General features: G+C 52.3%; 16 protein-coding genes. All 16 read left to right on the plus strand.

All coding sequences use genetic code 11. The features are described 5' to 3' along the window. Position 1 precedes the first annotated feature (1 nt). The 16 genes from JFN88_RS20160 to trpB all read left to right on the plus strand — a co-directional run bounded on the left by JFN88_RS20160 (position 2) and on the right by trpB (position 14,210). A complete protein-coding gene (locus JFN88_RS20160; RefSeq protein WP_199021061.1) occupies positions 2-721 on the plus strand; it encodes a demethylmenaquinone methyltransferase in 720 nt (239 codons plus the stop codon). Further along, complete coding sequence (locus JFN88_RS20165; RefSeq protein ID WP_199021062.1) at positions 718-1,593, plus strand: UbiA-like polyprenyltransferase; 876 nt, start codon at positions 718-720, stop codon at positions 1,591-1,593. Before JFN88_RS20160 ends, JFN88_RS20165 begins: the two co-directional genes overlap by 4 nt. Further along, the gene (locus tag JFN88_RS20170; RefSeq protein ID WP_199021063.1) at positions 1,587-2,222 is read left to right on the plus strand and encodes a UbiX family flavin prenyltransferase; all 636 of its coding nucleotides are present in this window, start codon (positions 1,587-1,589) and stop codon (positions 2,220-2,222) included. Before JFN88_RS20165 ends, JFN88_RS20170 begins: the two co-directional genes overlap by 7 nt. Further along, a complete protein-coding gene (locus JFN88_RS20175; protein ID WP_199021064.1) occupies positions 2,212-3,063 on the plus strand; it encodes a menaquinone biosynthetic enzyme MqnA/MqnD family protein in 852 nt (283 codons plus the stop codon). Before JFN88_RS20170 ends, JFN88_RS20175 begins: the two co-directional genes overlap by 11 nt. Beyond that, complete coding sequence (gene hepT / locus JFN88_RS20180; RefSeq protein WP_199021065.1) at positions 3,060-4,034, plus strand: heptaprenyl diphosphate synthase component II; 975 nt, start codon at positions 3,060-3,062, stop codon at positions 4,032-4,034. Before JFN88_RS20175 ends, hepT begins: the two co-directional genes overlap by 4 nt. 16 nt (positions 4,035-4,050) lie before the next feature. After that, a complete protein-coding gene (gene ndk, locus JFN88_RS20185) occupies positions 4,051-4,494 on the plus strand; it encodes a nucleoside-diphosphate kinase (protein ID WP_199021338.1) in 444 nt (147 codons plus the stop codon). Between the two features lie 51 nt (positions 4,495-4,545). Then, positions 4,546-5,322: a CheR family methyltransferase gene (locus JFN88_RS20190; protein WP_199021066.1), complete on the plus strand. Its 777-nt coding sequence runs from the start codon at positions 4,546-4,548 to the stop codon at positions 5,320-5,322. A gap of 72 nt (positions 5,323-5,394) precedes the next feature. Beyond that, positions 5,395-5,562: a hypothetical protein gene (locus JFN88_RS20195; RefSeq protein ID WP_199021067.1), complete on the plus strand. Its 168-nt coding sequence runs from the start codon at positions 5,395-5,397 to the stop codon at positions 5,560-5,562. Positions 5,563-5,719: 157 nt separating this feature from the next. After that, positions 5,720-6,889 carry a chorismate synthase gene (aroC, locus tag JFN88_RS20200; protein WP_199021068.1) on the plus strand — a complete coding sequence of 390 codons (1,170 nt, stop codon included), beginning with the start codon at positions 5,720-5,722 and terminating at the stop codon, positions 6,887-6,889. Then, the gene (gene aroB, locus JFN88_RS20205) at positions 6,890-7,984 is read left to right on the plus strand and encodes a 3-dehydroquinate synthase (protein WP_199021069.1); all 1,095 of its coding nucleotides are present in this window, start codon (positions 6,890-6,892) and stop codon (positions 7,982-7,984) included. A 7-nt stretch (positions 7,985-7,991) separates the two neighbouring features. Then, a complete protein-coding gene (aroH, locus tag JFN88_RS20210) occupies positions 7,992-8,360 on the plus strand; it encodes a chorismate mutase (RefSeq protein ID WP_199021070.1) in 369 nt (122 codons plus the stop codon). 541 nt (positions 8,361-8,901) lie between these two features. After that, positions 8,902-10,455 carry an anthranilate synthase component I gene (gene trpE, locus JFN88_RS20215; protein ID WP_199021071.1) on the plus strand — a complete coding sequence of 518 codons (1,554 nt, stop codon included), beginning with the start codon at positions 8,902-8,904 and terminating at the stop codon, positions 10,453-10,455. 12 nt (positions 10,456-10,467) lie between these two features. Continuing rightward, on the plus strand, positions 10,468-11,514 hold the full coding sequence (gene trpD, locus JFN88_RS20220; RefSeq protein ID WP_199021072.1) for an anthranilate phosphoribosyltransferase: 1,047 nt from the start codon (positions 10,468-10,470) through the stop codon (positions 11,512-11,514). After that, positions 11,504-12,301, plus strand: a complete 798-nt coding sequence (gene trpC / locus JFN88_RS20225; RefSeq protein ID WP_199021073.1) for an indole-3-glycerol phosphate synthase TrpC — start codon at positions 11,504-11,506, stop codon at positions 12,299-12,301. Before trpD ends, trpC begins: the two co-directional genes overlap by 11 nt. Continuing rightward, positions 12,298-13,023 carry a phosphoribosylanthranilate isomerase gene (locus JFN88_RS20230; protein WP_199021074.1) on the plus strand — a complete coding sequence of 242 codons (726 nt, stop codon included), beginning with the start codon at positions 12,298-12,300 and terminating at the stop codon, positions 13,021-13,023. The genes trpC and JFN88_RS20230 overlap by 4 nt, the downstream gene beginning before the upstream one ends. Beyond that, positions 13,020-14,210: a tryptophan synthase subunit beta gene (gene trpB / locus JFN88_RS20235; RefSeq protein WP_199021075.1), complete on the plus strand. Its 1,191-nt coding sequence runs from the start codon at positions 13,020-13,022 to the stop codon at positions 14,208-14,210. Before JFN88_RS20230 ends, trpB begins: the two co-directional genes overlap by 4 nt. Position 14,211: the final 1 nt, after the last annotated feature.

A 14,211-nucleotide genomic window follows, 5' to 3' on the forward strand; every position in this document is an offset into this window, starting at 1 on the left:
AATGGACCCCAAGTCCAAGGAGCAGTTTGTACATTCGGTATTTGAGAGCATCGCTCCCAAGTATGATATGATGAATGATTTGATCAGCTTTCGCCGTCATAAGGCGTGGCGGAAATTTACGATGCAAAAGATGGAAATGCCGCAAGGCGCGACTGCGATTGACATCTGTTGCGGTACGTGCGACTGGACCATTTCCATGGCGGAGGCTAGCGGCAGCGGTGAAATAGTAGGCCTCGATTTCAGCGCGAATATGCTTGATATCGGTCAGCATAAGGTTGACAATCGCAGTATGAATCAGCAGATCAAGCTGGTGCAGGGAAATGCGATGGCGCTTCCTTTTGAGGACAACTGTTTCGATTACGCCACGATCGGCTTTGCGCTGAGAAATGTTCCCGATCTGGTTCAAGTGCTCAAGGAGATGGAGCGTGTTGTCAAACCGGGGGGCCAGGTGGTCTGTCTGGAGCTGTCCAAGCCTTCCTGGCAGCCGTTCAAGTCGATTTATTATTTTTATTTCCAAAAGGTTATGCCGCTGATCGGCAAAGTGATCGCCAAGCGCTATGACCAGTATAAGTGGCTTCCCGAATCTCTGGTTAACTTCCCGGACATCAATCGGCTGGCTCAAATTTATAGGGAAATTGGATTGCGGCATGTTCAAGCCTACCCCTTCATGGGGGGAATTGCAGCGCTGCATATCGGAACGAAAGGATCGGATAGACCATGATTCGCAAAATCGGCATTTTTCTTGAAATGATCAAATTCGAGCATAGTATTTTTGCATTGCCATTTGCTTTTGTCGGCGCCATTCTTGGCGCTGTTGTTTTGGAAAAACGTCTCCCCCTCTGGTCGGAAATCGGCTGGATTGTACTGGCTATGATTGGCGCGCGCAGCGCAGCCATGGGTCTGAACCGGCTGATCGACAAAGCGATCGACCTGCGCAATCCCCGGACGAAAACCCGGGCGCTCCCGGCAGGCTTGCTGAAATCAGGCGAGGTCGTTATTTTCATTGCGATTTCGTTTGTTTTGCTGTTTGCGGCTGCTTTCCGTCTTGATCCGCTATCGGTCAAGCTTCTTCCGCTGGCAGTATTTATGCTAGTCATTTACTCGTATACGAAACGTTTTACATGGCTGTGCCACATCGTGCTCGGCTTAACGCTCGGACTTGCCCCGCTTGGCGGTTGGGTAGCCATTACCGGCCGAATTGATTTCACGGCGCTTCTTTTGTATGTGTCTGTGGCGCTGTGGACGGCAGGCTTTGATATTATTTACGCATGCCAGGATGCGGATTTTGACCGCGATGAGAAGCTTCACTCCATTCCGTCCCGGTTTGGCGTTGCCAAGTCGCTATGGATTGCAAGAATTTTTCATATGATTACGGCGGTTGGCTTTTTCACGTTGTTTGTGTTGACGGATTTAAGCTGGGGATACCTGGCGGGAACGATTATTGCGATCGCCATTTTGTTCTATGAGCATACGCTGGTCAAGCCTTACGATTTGAGCAAGCTCAACGTGGCGTTCTTTACAATGAATGGTGTGCTCAGCATGGTTATTTTCATCTTCACCTTGTTTGACCTGGTGGTGCTGCGCAAATGGTAAGCCAGTCATCTGCAACTGCTGTGAAAAGATGGGCGGTCGGCATTACAGGAGCAAGCGGAGCCATTTATGGCATCCGTCTGTGCGAGGAACTGATGCGACAGCAAATCCATGTTCATTTGGTCATTTCAGAAGCGGGCTGGAGAGTACTTAAGGAAGAACTGGGGTGGGAGACAGCCAGGCGCCAGGATGCGCTGAGCGCCAGGTTCGCCAGTGAAATGGACAAGGGGCTGCTGACCTTCCATCCCAATGCGGATATCGGGGCGACAATCGCCAGCGGCTCCTTCAGGATGGAAGGAATGGTCGTCATTCCGTGTTCAATGGGCTCGCTGTCTTCGATTGCCAGCGGCGCATCGAACAACTTGCTTACCCGGGCTGCGGATGTGGCGCTTAAGGAAGGGCGGCAGCTGCTGCTTGTCCCGAGAGAGACCCCTCTACATGCCATTCATCTGGAAAATATGCTGAAGCTGGCCCGCCTTGGTGTGCGAATGATCCCTGCCATGCCTGCTTTTTATTATCAGCCTTCCTCGATGGATGAAATGATTAATTTTATGGTAGGCAAGGTGATGGACAATATGAATCTGGATCATGATCTTTACAGAAGATGGGGGGACGCTCATAATGGAAACTAGCCGTCCTTTTCGTCTAGGCCGGATTGATTACGCCAACGCATGGCCTATTTTTCATTATTTCGGCGATATGGGCGGGGTAGAGGTAGTGTCCGAACTCCCCAGCAGTTTGAATCAGGCCCTGTTCGCAGAAGAACTGGACATGTCGGCGATATCGTCATTTTCTTACGCGCAAAATGCCGACAACTATTTGATTTTGCCGGATCTTTCTGTTAGCAGCCCAAGAAGGGTCAACTCCATCCTGCTGTTTTTGAAGAAGCCGCTGGAACATGTGCTCAGAGGAAAAATCGCCGTGACCAACACATCGGCGACATCCGTCAATCTATTAAAAATGATTATGAAGCGTTATTATGAAGCTTCGCCAGCCTATGTTACACAGCCTCCTTCTTTGGAGGCGATGCTGGCGGATTCGGATGCGGCGTTGCTCATTGGAGATCATGCGATTAAAGCTTCTTGGGAAAACTCCCGCTATGAAGTGCTTGATCTTGGAGAGTTGTGGCGCAACTGGACAGGCTACGGCATGACTTTTGCGCTTGTTGCTGTTCGCAAGTCGGCAGCGCTCGCGGCGCCAGCCACGTTAGCCAGAGTGTATCAAGCTTTGTGGGAGAGCAAGCAGCGCAGCCTGGTTAATTTGGAACCGCTTGTCCGCAAGGCCTGCACCTTAATTGGAGGAACAGCAGATTATTGGTACCGGTATTTCACCGAGCTCAACTATGATTTTGGGCCGGCCCAGCAAGCGGGCTTGCAGCTTTATTTCAATCTTGCCAACGAGCTTGAGCTGTTGCCGCATAAGGTCGAAATGGAATATTGGACAAATCCTTCTGCTGTACAGGTGAATGAATGAGACTATTGGACTTGTATGCGAAAATGAAACATGATTTAAATGTCATTGAGAGTGAATTGGAAGCGACCATGACGTCGGACCATGCGCTGCTCAGTGAGACATCCTTGCATTTGCTCAAAGCAGGAGGCAAACGGATTCGACCTGTTTTTGTACTGCTGGCCGGTAAATTCGGGAACTACAACCTGGATGAGCTGAAAAAGGTTGCGGTTGCTCTTGAGCTAATCCATATGGCATCGCTTGTACATGATGATGTCATTGACGATGCGGATACGCGCAGAGGACAGTTGACCGTGAAGTCCAGGTGGGATAACCGGATTGCCATGTACACGGGCGATTACATTCATGCCAAAGCTTTGCTGACCATTACGGATTTGCAAGTCCCGCAAGTTCACCAGGTTTTATCCAAAGCAATGGTGCAAATGTGCATCGGCGAGATGGAACAGATTCGGGATTTTTTCAATACAAGACAGACAGTGCGCAATTACTTCCTGCGCATCCGGCGCAAAACGGCGCTGCTGATTGCGATCAGTTGCCAGCTTGGGGCAATTGCGGCAGGATGCAGCAATACGACTGCACAGAATCTGTACCGTTTCGGTTATAATGTAGGCATGGCCTTCCAAATTGGTGATGATCTTCTGGACCTTTGCGGTACCGAGAAGCAGATCGGCAAACCGCCGGGATCGGATATCAGGCAAGGGAATATTACGCTTCCCGTATTGTTTGCTCTGGAAGATCCGGAAGTAGCAGATTCCTTGCTGCCCGAAATTGAACGGATTCGCAATACCGAGGGTCAGGCGGGAACAGTGCGGGCGCTGGAACTGATCAAGCAAAGCAGCGGCATTGCCCGCGCTGAAGAACTGGCAGAACGCTATATCGCCAAGGCTGTCCGCGCTTTGGAGGAACTTCCGACTATTTCGGCCAAGAAAAATCTGACCGACATTGCCGGGTTTATCGCTAAACGAAACTATTAGAGGCAGGGGAATAATGATGGAACAAACCTTTCTAATGATCAAGCCTGATGGTGTCCAGCGAGGTCTTATCGGTGAAATTGTGAGCCGCTTCGAGAAGAAGGGACTGCAGCTTTGCGCTGCCAAGTTTATTCAGATCAATGAAGAATTGGCGGAGCTTCACTATGCGGAGCATGAGGGCAAGCCATTTTATCCGCCGCTCATCGAATTCATTCTGTCAGGTCCAGTCTTTGCAATGGTCTGGAAAGGGGATCAGGCAATCGGATTGACGAGAGCACTCATAGGCAAGACAGATGCTCTGGCCGCCGCGCCTGGGACGATTCGCTCCGATTACGGTGTACATACGAATTTCAATTTGATTCACGGCTCCGATTCCGTAGAAAGCGCCGAGCGCGAAATCGCGCTCTACTTCAAGCCGGAAGAGCTGCTGGATTACGAGCATACAATTCAGCGCTGGATTTAATTACAGTCATGCCGCCTTTCGTCAAGGGGCAAGCTCGAGGGGGAAGCGCATGTGGAGGATCAGGACTTCGCATTATTTATCGCACGCATAAAAGAAAAAACAGCGATTGATTTATCACAGTACAAGGAAGCCCAGATGAAGCGGAGACTGACAACGCTGCGCATGAAGCACGGATACACGACCTTCAAAGCATACTGGGATGCGCTGAATTCGACGCCCAGGCTGCTTGATGAGTTTCTGGACCGTATGACCATCAATGTATCGGAGTTTTGGCGGAATCCGACTCGCTGGGCAGCGCTGGAGAAGCGCTTCCTGCCGGAAATTTTGAAAGAGAACCGCAATCCGAAAATTTGGAGCGCGGCCTGTTCCACCGGTGAGGAGCCCTATACGATTGCCATGATCCTGGACAAGCTCGGGGCTTTGGAGCGGAGCAGCCTGCTGGCTACTGATCTTGACGCGGGCGTCCTTGCCAAGGCGGCGAATGGGGAATATCTTGATCGCTCGCTTAAGGACGTGCCCAAGGGCTATATCGAGTATTTCAACCAACGCAGTAACAACTTCATCGTCTCTGATAAGTTGAAGCGGGCTATCCGCTTCAAACAGCATAATTTGCTCCATGACCGGTTCGAAGGCCCGTTTGACCTTATCGTGTGCCGGAATGTGATGATCTATTTTACTGATGAAGCCAAACAGGTATTATATCATAATTTTGCCAAGGCGCTTCGTCCGGGCGGCCTGCTTTTCGTAGGCAGCACGGAGCAGATTTTCTCACCATCCCAATACGATTTGGAGACGGTGGAGACTTTTTTCTATCGACGTACCCCATAGCTGCTGGACAAGGTATATTCATTTCCAGATTCTCCAATACTAAGCGGCAAACGGCTAAGATGGAGGATCGCAATGGACAAACGCAAAGTGGTAGCCGCTTATCGCTGCGGCTTCATCACCTTACAGGAATGTGCGCAAATATTAGGCCTTGACAGCCTGCAAGTGAAGGGCATTATGGAACACCCGGACCTCGCAGGATCAGGCAAGAGTCTGAACAAACAGCAGACGGTGAGCAGTTGACGCTGTCTATTTTCAACTGCTTTTTCCAACCGAGGGGTATTTTCCAATGGGCGAGATTTTGCCTGGCGGAAGATACCCCTCATTCTTGTCAATCACGAAGGCATATACTATAATGAGCAAAGATATTTAGGGCGTTACAGTTGAAGGAGGAACCAAGTTGAGCTTACGTTATTTGACCGCCGGTGAGACACACGGGCCACAGCTTACCGCAATTATAGAAGGCTTGCCTAGCAACCTGACCCTTGATTTCGAAGAATTGAATTTTCAGCTTCAACGCCGCCAGAAAGGACACGGACGCGGACGTCGTATGCAAATTGAAAAGGATACGGCGCAAATCGCAGGCGGTGTCCGTCATGGCAGAACAACCGGAGCGCCTGTTGCCGTGGTTGTTGCCAACAATGACTGGAAGCACTGGACGTCCGTCATGAACATCGAGCCGATCGAAGGCAGTGACGAGGAGAAGCGCCGGGTGCACCGTCCGCGTCCAGGTCATGCTGATTTGAATGGCGGATTGAAGTATGATCTGAAGGACTTGCGCAACGTGCTTGAGCGTTCCAGCGCGCGGGAGACGGCTGCACGTGTCGCTGTCGGCGCTGTAGCCAGACAGTTGCTTGCCGAATTCGGCATCAAGGTTGCCGGTCAGGTCATTCGTATCGGTGAGATTCAAGCTCCGCCTAACCAACTTCCGATCGATGAGCTGATTGAGCGAACGGAGCAGTCCTCCGTTCGTGTCGTTGACAAGGAAACAGAGGAGAAAATGACCGCTTACATCGATCAAATCAAAGCCGAAGGCGATTCCATCGGCGGAATTGTGGAATGCATTATCGAAGGCGTGCCTGTAGGACTTGGAAGCCATGTCCAGTGGGACCGCAAGCTGGATGCCCGCATAGCGCAGGCCGTTGTATCCATCAATGCATTCAAGGGCTGCGAGATCGGGATCGGCTTTGAAGCGGCTCAACTGAGAGGCTCCCAGGTTCATGATGAAATTTTGTACAATGAGGAGCGCGGCTACCATCGTGCAACGAATCGTCTTGGCGGCTTTGAGGGCGGCATGACCAATGGCGAACAAATCGTTGTGCGTGGTGTTATGAAGCCTATTCCGACCCTTTACAAGCCTCTGCGCAGTGTGGATATCGATACGAAAGAGCCGTTCACAGCTCAGGTTGAGCGTTCGGATAGCTGTGCTGTTCCTGCTGCCAGCGTCGTTATGGAGCATGTAGTGGCCTGGGAGGTTGCCCGTGCGTTTCTGGAGAAATTCGGCGGTGACTCGATTGAAGAAATCCGTGCGAATCTGAATCATTACCTTGAGCAAGTGGGGCGGTACTAGATGAGAGAGCTGACGATAGATTTGGGCGACCGCTCGTACCCGATTTATATCGGGGAAGGTCTTCTGGACCAAATTGCTTCTTATTTCGACAAGCATGGTTTAAGCAAAAAATCTCCGCTGTTCATCGTATCGGATTCCAATGTTGCCCCTAGATTTTTGCCTAAGGTACAGCAAAAGCTGGAGGAGGGCGGTTACCGTGTCGTAACGGCAGTCGTCCCTTCCGGGGAATCCTCCAAGTCGCTGGCGCAGTTCGAGCAACTGATTACAGAAGCGTTGCAGGCGGGGTTGGATCGCAATTCGGCGGTTATTGCCTTGGGTGGCGGTGTTGTGGGTGATCTGGCAGGCTATGTGGCAGCGGCCTACATGAGAGGCATTCGTTTCATCCAGATTCCTACAACGATTTTGGCGCATGACAGCAGTGTTGGCGGCAAGGTAGCCGTGAATCATCCGCTGGCGAAGAACATTATCGGCGCTTTTCATCAGCCGGAAATGGTGTTCTATGACTTGGCTACACTTCAGACACTGCCGGAGAGAGAAGTCAAGAGCGGCCTTGCCGAGGTTGTCAAGCACGGTCTGATTTGGGATACGGAATTCGTGGACTGGATTGATGCCCATGCAGACAAGCTGCTGGCTCTGGACGCGGAAGCACTGGGCTACGCCCTGTACAAAGGCTGCAGCGTCAAGGCAGCGGTTGTATCGCAGGATGAGCGCGAGAATGATCTGCGCGCGATTCTGAATCTGGGGCATACCATCGGCCATGCGCTGGAGGCAGTCGCTAACTATAATGAGCTTCAGCATGGTGAAGCGATTTCGATCGGGATGGTCGGCTCGGCGATCCTCGGCGTAGAACTGGGGGCTCCCCAAGAGGTGTATGAAGTGACCAAGCGTGTTCTCCAGCGGTGCGGGCTTCCGGTGAGACTGCCTGAACATCTGGACACGGATGAGATTATGGAAGCGATGATGCATGACAAGAAGTTCAAGGAAGGCCATATGGTCTACATTATCCCGACAGCGATCGGCAAGGTGGAAATCAACAAGGCGATGTCTGCCGAGAGAGTCCGGGCAGTTGTCGAGCAATTGAAGAAGGAGGGGTGATCCGCAAATGGGTGTTCGCGGTATACGGGGAGCGACAACGGTAGAGCAGAACGAAGAGACGGTCATTCTACAGGCCACAAGCGATCTGCTAAAGGAAATTGTGAAAGAAAATCAGATTATCCCTGATGATATATGCAGCATCTGGATTACAGTGACGCATGATTTGGATGCGACGTTCCCGGCGAAGGTCATTCGCGAAATGGCAGGATGGGAGCTTGTTCCCCTCATGTGCTCGCTGGAAGTACCGGTAAAAGGTAGCCTGGAGAAATGTATCCGGTTTATGGTTCATGTCAATACAGACAAGAAGCAAGGCGAAATTCGCCATATCTATTTGGGCAGAGCGCAGGCGCTTCGTCCTGATTTCAGTGCCAAATAAACCGTTAAATCGGATTGCAGAGGAAAGTCTTGGTTATTTACTTTAGCCCTTTGCAGCAATAACAGTTGACGATTTTTAACTGGATGTTGTATAGTGATATCATAATTTGTTCTATAATCGACAAGATTGAAGGCTGAAGAAGCCTTCGTTCACCGCGGCGATCGTTTGCTGTCAGAGGATGGTGAAGGCCGCCCGCCGGTGAATAGAGATATAAAGTAGCAAGAGTAGATGAGACGAGCTGAGAGAGTTGAGGGAATAGCAACACTGTCTTTGGATGCAATTCGCTTCTGCTTCACCATAGCAGATCGATTGCATGTACGCTTAACGCAGCGTAGGACAGATCCTGTTCCAACTGCACTTCTGATCGTAGATTCGCTCCTGCTGCGGCAGGAGCTTTTTTATTTTCGCTCCTGTTGATCCTTCACTTGAGATAGAAGGCTTTCTCCAATTTCACTGCGAAGCAATGCTTCTCCTCGTCAAGAAACGGCAGAGCCGTTGACGCTTGAAAGGATAATAAATCGATGGAAGAAGGGATCTGACGATGGCAACCGAACTGCAGAAGGTCACTCAATTGGCCGAAAAGTACAATTTAATTCCGATTATTCGCCATGTGATGGCTGATACGGAGACCCCAATCAGGCTGTTCCAGCATTTTTACCGAGAGCGGCGGGCGTTTTTGCTGGAGAGTGTAGAGGGAGGAGCCAAATGGGCGCGCTATTCGTTTATCGGCACGGACCCGTTTATGATGATCTCAGGCAAGCAGGGCGAAATGACCATCGAGCAGCGCGGTGAAAAGCAGGTGTTCCGGGATAAGCCGATTGAGACGCTTAAAGCTTACTTGCGGAGCTTCCGCAGCCCGGCGAATCAGGATTTGCCGCCATTTACGGGAGGCGCAATCGGATTTTTTGGCTATGATTTGCTGCAGTATTATGAGAAGCTGCCAGCTCACCGGGTTGATGACTTGCAGATGAACGACTTGCAGTTTATGTTTTGCGATCAGATTATTGTGTTTGATCACTTCAAGCAGCAGTTGCAGGTGATTGGCAATGTGCATATACCCGAGCGGGCGATGGACGAAGATATTCGCATTGCCTATGAAGCTACGGTTGCGAAGATTACGGCCATACTCGAACGGCTGCAGCAGCCGCCTGCTTATCCGGTGCTGGCGAGCGGCGTAGCACCCACCGATCCGGAGCTTGGCGAGGTGCAGTCGAATTTGACCAAGGAGCAGTTCATTGCCAATGTCGAGCAGGCCAAGGATTACATCCGGGCTGGCGATATTTTTCAGGTGGTGCTCTCACAGCGCTTCAGCATTGAAACGGAAGTTGATCCGTTGCAGGTATACCGGGTTCTTCGCACGATGAATCCTTCGCCATACATGTATTATTTGAAGATGGACGATGAAGTTATTGTCGGCACATCGCCGGAGGCGCTCGTTAAAGTCAATCAGGGACGCGTTGAGACTCGACCGATTGCCGGCACCAGGCCGCGCGGCAAAACGCCGGAGCAGGATTTGCAACTGGAGCGTGAGCTGCTGGCTGACGAGAAGGAACGGGCGGAGCATCTGATGCTCGTTGATCTGGGGCGCAACGATATTGGCCGGGTATGTGAATTCGGTACGGTCGCATGTGATTCCTATATGGAAATCGAACGTTACTCCCATGTCATGCACATTGTCTCCAACGTTTCCGGCAAACTGAGAGAGGATAAGGATTTCTTCGATGCGTTTGTCTCCTGCCTGCCGGCGGGTACGGTGTCGGGAGCGCCGAAGCTTAGAGCGATGGAGATTATTGCGGAACTGGAAAATGAAGCGCGCGGCGCCTATGCGGGAGCGATTGGCTATCTCGGATTTGGCGGTAGTCTGGATACTTGCATCACGATCCGCACGATCATCTTCAAGCAGGGAAAAGCTTATGTACAGGCCGGAGCTGGCATTGTATGGGACTCGGTGCCGGAAAGTGAATACATGGAGACAGTCAACAAAGCGATGGCGCTGCTGAAAGCTATCCGTGCGGCGGAGCTGATGTTCCCGGTTCAGGGCGAGGCTACGAACGAGCGGTCGATCACCAATATCGATTACCACTTGAAGGCTTAGGGGGAGCTTACAATGACAATCACATCTTTAAATATGCAGCAAGCGCTTTCTAAAATTGTAGGCGGCGAGCATTTGACGCGCGAGGAAGCAGCAGGCATTATGGAGATTATTATGAGCGGTGAAGCGACCCCGGCTCAGATTGCCGGTATTGTGACAGCCCTTAGGATGAAAGGTGAGACCGTTGATGAAATTGCTGGCTTTGCCGAGGTAATGCGTGCCAAATCGAGCCGTGTTACGACGGAGCAAGAGGGGCTGCTGGATACATGCGGCACCGGCGGGTCAGGCATTCACAAGTTCAATATCTCAACTGCATCGGCCATTATTGCGGCAGCGGCGGGGATTCGTGTAGCCAAGCACGGAAACCGGGCGATGACAGGCAAAGCCGGCTCGGCTGATGTGCTGGAGGCGCTCGGCGTCAACATCACGCTGACCGCAGAGCAGGCGGCAGCGTGTCTGGACAGTATCGGCATATGCTTCATGTTTGCCCAGCTGTACCATCCGTCGCTCAGACATGCGGCAGGGCCGCGCAAGGAACTGGGCATCCGCAGCATCTTCAATATGCTCGGGCCATTGACGAACCCGGCAGGGGCCGACCGCCAACTGCTTGGCATTTATGAGCGCTCACGGACGGAGACGGTTGCCGGGGTGCTCAAGCAGCTTGGGCTGAAACGGGCTATGGTTGTCAGCAGTCATGACGGTCTGGATGAGATCAGCCTGTCTGCACCTTCCCAAATTTCCGAACTGCAGGGCGGCAACATCCGCACTTATGATATTACGCCGGAGGAACTTGGTCTGCGGCGCTGTGAACTGGGCGAGATAATGGGCGGCAACGCTGATGTTAATGCGCAAATTATCAGACGTGTATTCAGCGGGGAGGAGCAAGGGCCCTACCGGGATATTATTGCAGCGAACGCCGGGGCTTGTATTTATGTAGGAGGAGCTGCGGCATCGCTGACAGAAGGTGTTGGGCGCGCCAAGCAACTGATTGAAGAGGGAGCTGCGGCAGCCAAGCTGGAGCAATTAATACGGACGACAGGAGAGTTGGCCCATGTTTCTTGATAAAATTGTGGATGTCAAGCGCAAGGAAGTAGAAACACTCGGCGAGCAATTTTCATTGCCGGTTTATGAGAAGCAAATAGCCGGGCTGCCGGCCTGTCTCGGCTTCGAAAGAGCGCTGACCACAGGGCGAAAGCGCCAGGTGGGACTTATTGCCGAGGTGAAGAAGGCCTCCCCGTCCAAAGGGCTGATTCGGGCTGACTTTGAACCGGTTCAACTGGCGTCTCTGTATGAGAGTCATGGCGCCGATTGTATCTCCGTTCTCACGGACACCGATTTCTTCCAGGGGAGCAATGATTATCTGACCCGAGTGCGTCAGCAGGTCAACGTACCGCTATTGCGTAAGGATTTCATTATCGATTACCGCCAGGTCTATGAGGCGCGTGCTATCGGCGCGGATGCGGTGCTGCTGATTGCAGCCATCCTGGCCTCCAAGCAATTGTCGGAATACTACGACCTGGCTAAGGATCTGGGCATGGATGTGCTTGTAGAGGTTCACGACCGCGAAGAACTGGAGATGGTGCTGGAGCTTGACAAGGCGACATTGATCGGAGTCAATAACCGCAATTTGAAGACATTTGTGACGGATATCCGCACAACAGAGCAACTGATCGGCATGATGCCCAAGCACGCAACTGTCATTAGCGAAAGCGGCATTTCAGGTTCGGACGAAATTGCCTATTTGCAAGGCATAGGAGCGCATGGCGTATTGGTGGGCGAACATTTCATGCGTCAGGACGATGTGGGCGCGGCAGTAGAACAATTAATGGGACCAGTGTCCGTCCGATGACAGCGGAAGCCGGCATTAAGGTTAAGGTATGCGGATTCAAGGATACGAATATTATCGGCCAACTGGATGGTCTTTCCATCAACGAGGTCGGATTTATACTGGCGCCAAGCCGACGTCAGGTGACGCCTGAGCAGGCGGGAGAAATGCTGCGGGCTGTCCGCATGGTGCGTAATGATCAGGGAGCGCCAATACAGGCCGTAGGTGTAGTCGTCAATGCCTCTATAGAAGAATTGAAATTGATTCTTGCATCGGCTCCGCTGGATGTATTGCAGCTTCACGGCCAAGAGACGCCTGAGTTCTGCGCAGCTGTAAAGCAGCTTGGCGTTAAGGTATGGAAGGTATTCTCACTGTCTGCGGAGCAATCTGCAGGCAGTACGCTGGCGGGGGATCACCTCGGAGACGTATCTGAGAGCGAACTTGCGAGTGCAAGCGCTCTGGCATTGCTTGCCCCTTACAAAGACAGTATCGACGGGGCACTAATCGATACGGCCGGTGGCGGTACCGGGCAGCCGTTTGACTGGAGCAACATACCGGCTTACCGGGAGGCAGCCCACTCACTCGGCTTGCCGCTCTATGTTGCCGGGGGGCTTCATGAAGGCAATGTAAAAGAGCTGCTTGGCTACGGGCCGGACGGAGTTGATGTCTCCAGCGGAGTGGAAACCGACGGAGTAAAGGATATCGTAAAAATCAGGGCATTTGTTGAAAGGGTGAAGAGACCATGAATCACGTACCGGACGAAAATGGGCGCTACGGTAAATTCGGAGGCCGATATGTGCCGGAAACTTTAATGAACGCATTGTTTGAGCTGGAGGAAGCGTTCAATCATTACGCCAAAGACCCGGAGTTTAAAGCGGAGCTGCAATATTTGCTCAAGCAGTATTCTGGCAGACCGACGCCGCTTTACTATGCGGAGAGACTCTCCAAGCACCTGGGGGGCGCACGGATCTACCTTAAGCGTGAGGACTTGAACCATACCGGCGCGCATAAAATCAACAACTCACTGGCTCAGGCGCTGCTGGCCAAACGAATGGGCAAGACGAAGGTTATCGCCGAGACGGGAGCGGGGCAGCACGGGGTGGCATCTGCAACGGCGGCGGCACTGCTTGGTCTGGAATGCAAAGTGTTTATGGGGGAAGAGGACACCAAGCGTCAGCAGCTCAATGTGTTCCGCATGAAACTGCTCGGGGCGGAGGTTGTACCGGTATTGTCCGGGACGCGCACGCTTAAGGATGCGTGCAATGAAACGCTGCGCTATTGGGTCAGCCATGTGAACGATACGTATTACATTCTCGGCTCCGTTACCGGACCGCATCCTTATCCGAAAATGGTTCGCGACTTTCAGCGCATTATTGGCGATGAAGCGCGGGAGCAGATGCTTGCCGAGCAGGGCAAACTGCCTGATTATGTCGTAGCGGCCGTCGGTGGCGGAAGCAATGCGATCGGAATCTTTTATCCGTTTATTCAGGATGAGTCAGTCAAGCTGATCGGTGTAGAGGCGGCCGGGAAAGGCGTGGATTCCGAGGAGCATGCGGCAACGATGACTAAAGGGCGGCATGGTGTTTTCCAGGGCTCGCTCAGCTATGTGCTGCAGGATGATCATGGACAGGTGCTGCCTGCCCACTCGATTTCAGCGGGTCTGGACTATCCGGGAGTCGGTCCAGAGCATTCTTACCTCAAAGACAGCGGCCGTGCCCAATATGAACCGATTACGGATGCGGAAGCGCTCGAAGCGCTCCAGCTGCTGTCCCGCACAGAGGGAATTATCCCGGCGCTTGAGTCGGCTCATGCGATTGCCCAGACGATGAAGCTGGCGCCTTCGCTTGATAAGGATCAGACGATTGTCGTCAGTCTGTCTGGACGCGGCGACAAGGATGTTGAGGCCATCATGGGTTATCTGGGAGGAATATAAC

Source organism: Paenibacillus roseus, assembly GCF_016424485.1.
GTDB classification, from domain to species: Bacteria; Bacillota; Bacilli; order Paenibacillales; family Paenibacillaceae; genus Paenibacillus_D; species Paenibacillus_D roseus.

Excerpts from the sequence above, each read along its gene's own strand:
- hepT (WP_199021065.1), top strand. The coding sequence starts at position 3,060 with ATGAGACTATTGGACTTGTATGCGAAAATGAAACATGATTTAAATGTC.
- ndk (WP_199021338.1), top strand. The coding sequence starts at position 4,051 with ATGGAACAAACCTTTCTAATGATCAAGCCTGATGGTGTCCAGCGAGGT.
- JFN88_RS20175 (WP_199021064.1), top strand. The coding sequence starts at position 2,212 with ATGGAAACTAGCCGTCCTTTTCGTCTAGGCCGGATTGATTACGCCAAC.
- aroH (WP_199021070.1), top strand. The coding sequence starts at position 7,992 with ATGGGTGTTCGCGGTATACGGGGAGCGACAACGGTAGAGCAGAACGAA.
- JFN88_RS20230 (WP_199021074.1), top strand. The coding sequence starts at position 12,298 with ATGACAGCGGAAGCCGGCATTAAGGTTAAGGTATGCGGATTCAAGGAT.
- JFN88_RS20165 (WP_199021062.1), top strand. The coding sequence starts at position 718 with ATGATTCGCAAAATCGGCATTTTTCTTGAAATGATCAAATTCGAGCAT.
- trpD (WP_199021072.1), top strand. The coding sequence starts at position 10,468 with ATGACAATCACATCTTTAAATATGCAGCAAGCGCTTTCTAAAATTGTA.
- trpB (WP_199021075.1), top strand. The coding sequence starts at position 13,020 with ATGAATCACGTACCGGACGAAAATGGGCGCTACGGTAAATTCGGAGGC.
- trpC (WP_199021073.1), top strand. The coding sequence starts at position 11,504 with ATGTTTCTTGATAAAATTGTGGATGTCAAGCGCAAGGAAGTAGAAACA.
- JFN88_RS20160 (WP_199021061.1), top strand. The coding sequence starts at position 2 with ATGGACCCCAAGTCCAAGGAGCAGTTTGTACATTCGGTATTTGAGAGC.
- trpE (WP_199021071.1), top strand. The coding sequence starts at position 8,902 with ATGGCAACCGAACTGCAGAAGGTCACTCAATTGGCCGAAAAGTACAAT.
- JFN88_RS20170 (WP_199021063.1), top strand. The coding sequence starts at position 1,587 with ATGGTAAGCCAGTCATCTGCAACTGCTGTGAAAAGATGGGCGGTCGGC.
- aroB (WP_199021069.1), top strand. The coding sequence starts at position 6,890 with ATGAGAGAGCTGACGATAGATTTGGGCGACCGCTCGTACCCGATTTAT.
- JFN88_RS20195 (WP_199021067.1), top strand. The coding sequence starts at position 5,395 with ATGGACAAACGCAAAGTGGTAGCCGCTTATCGCTGCGGCTTCATCACC.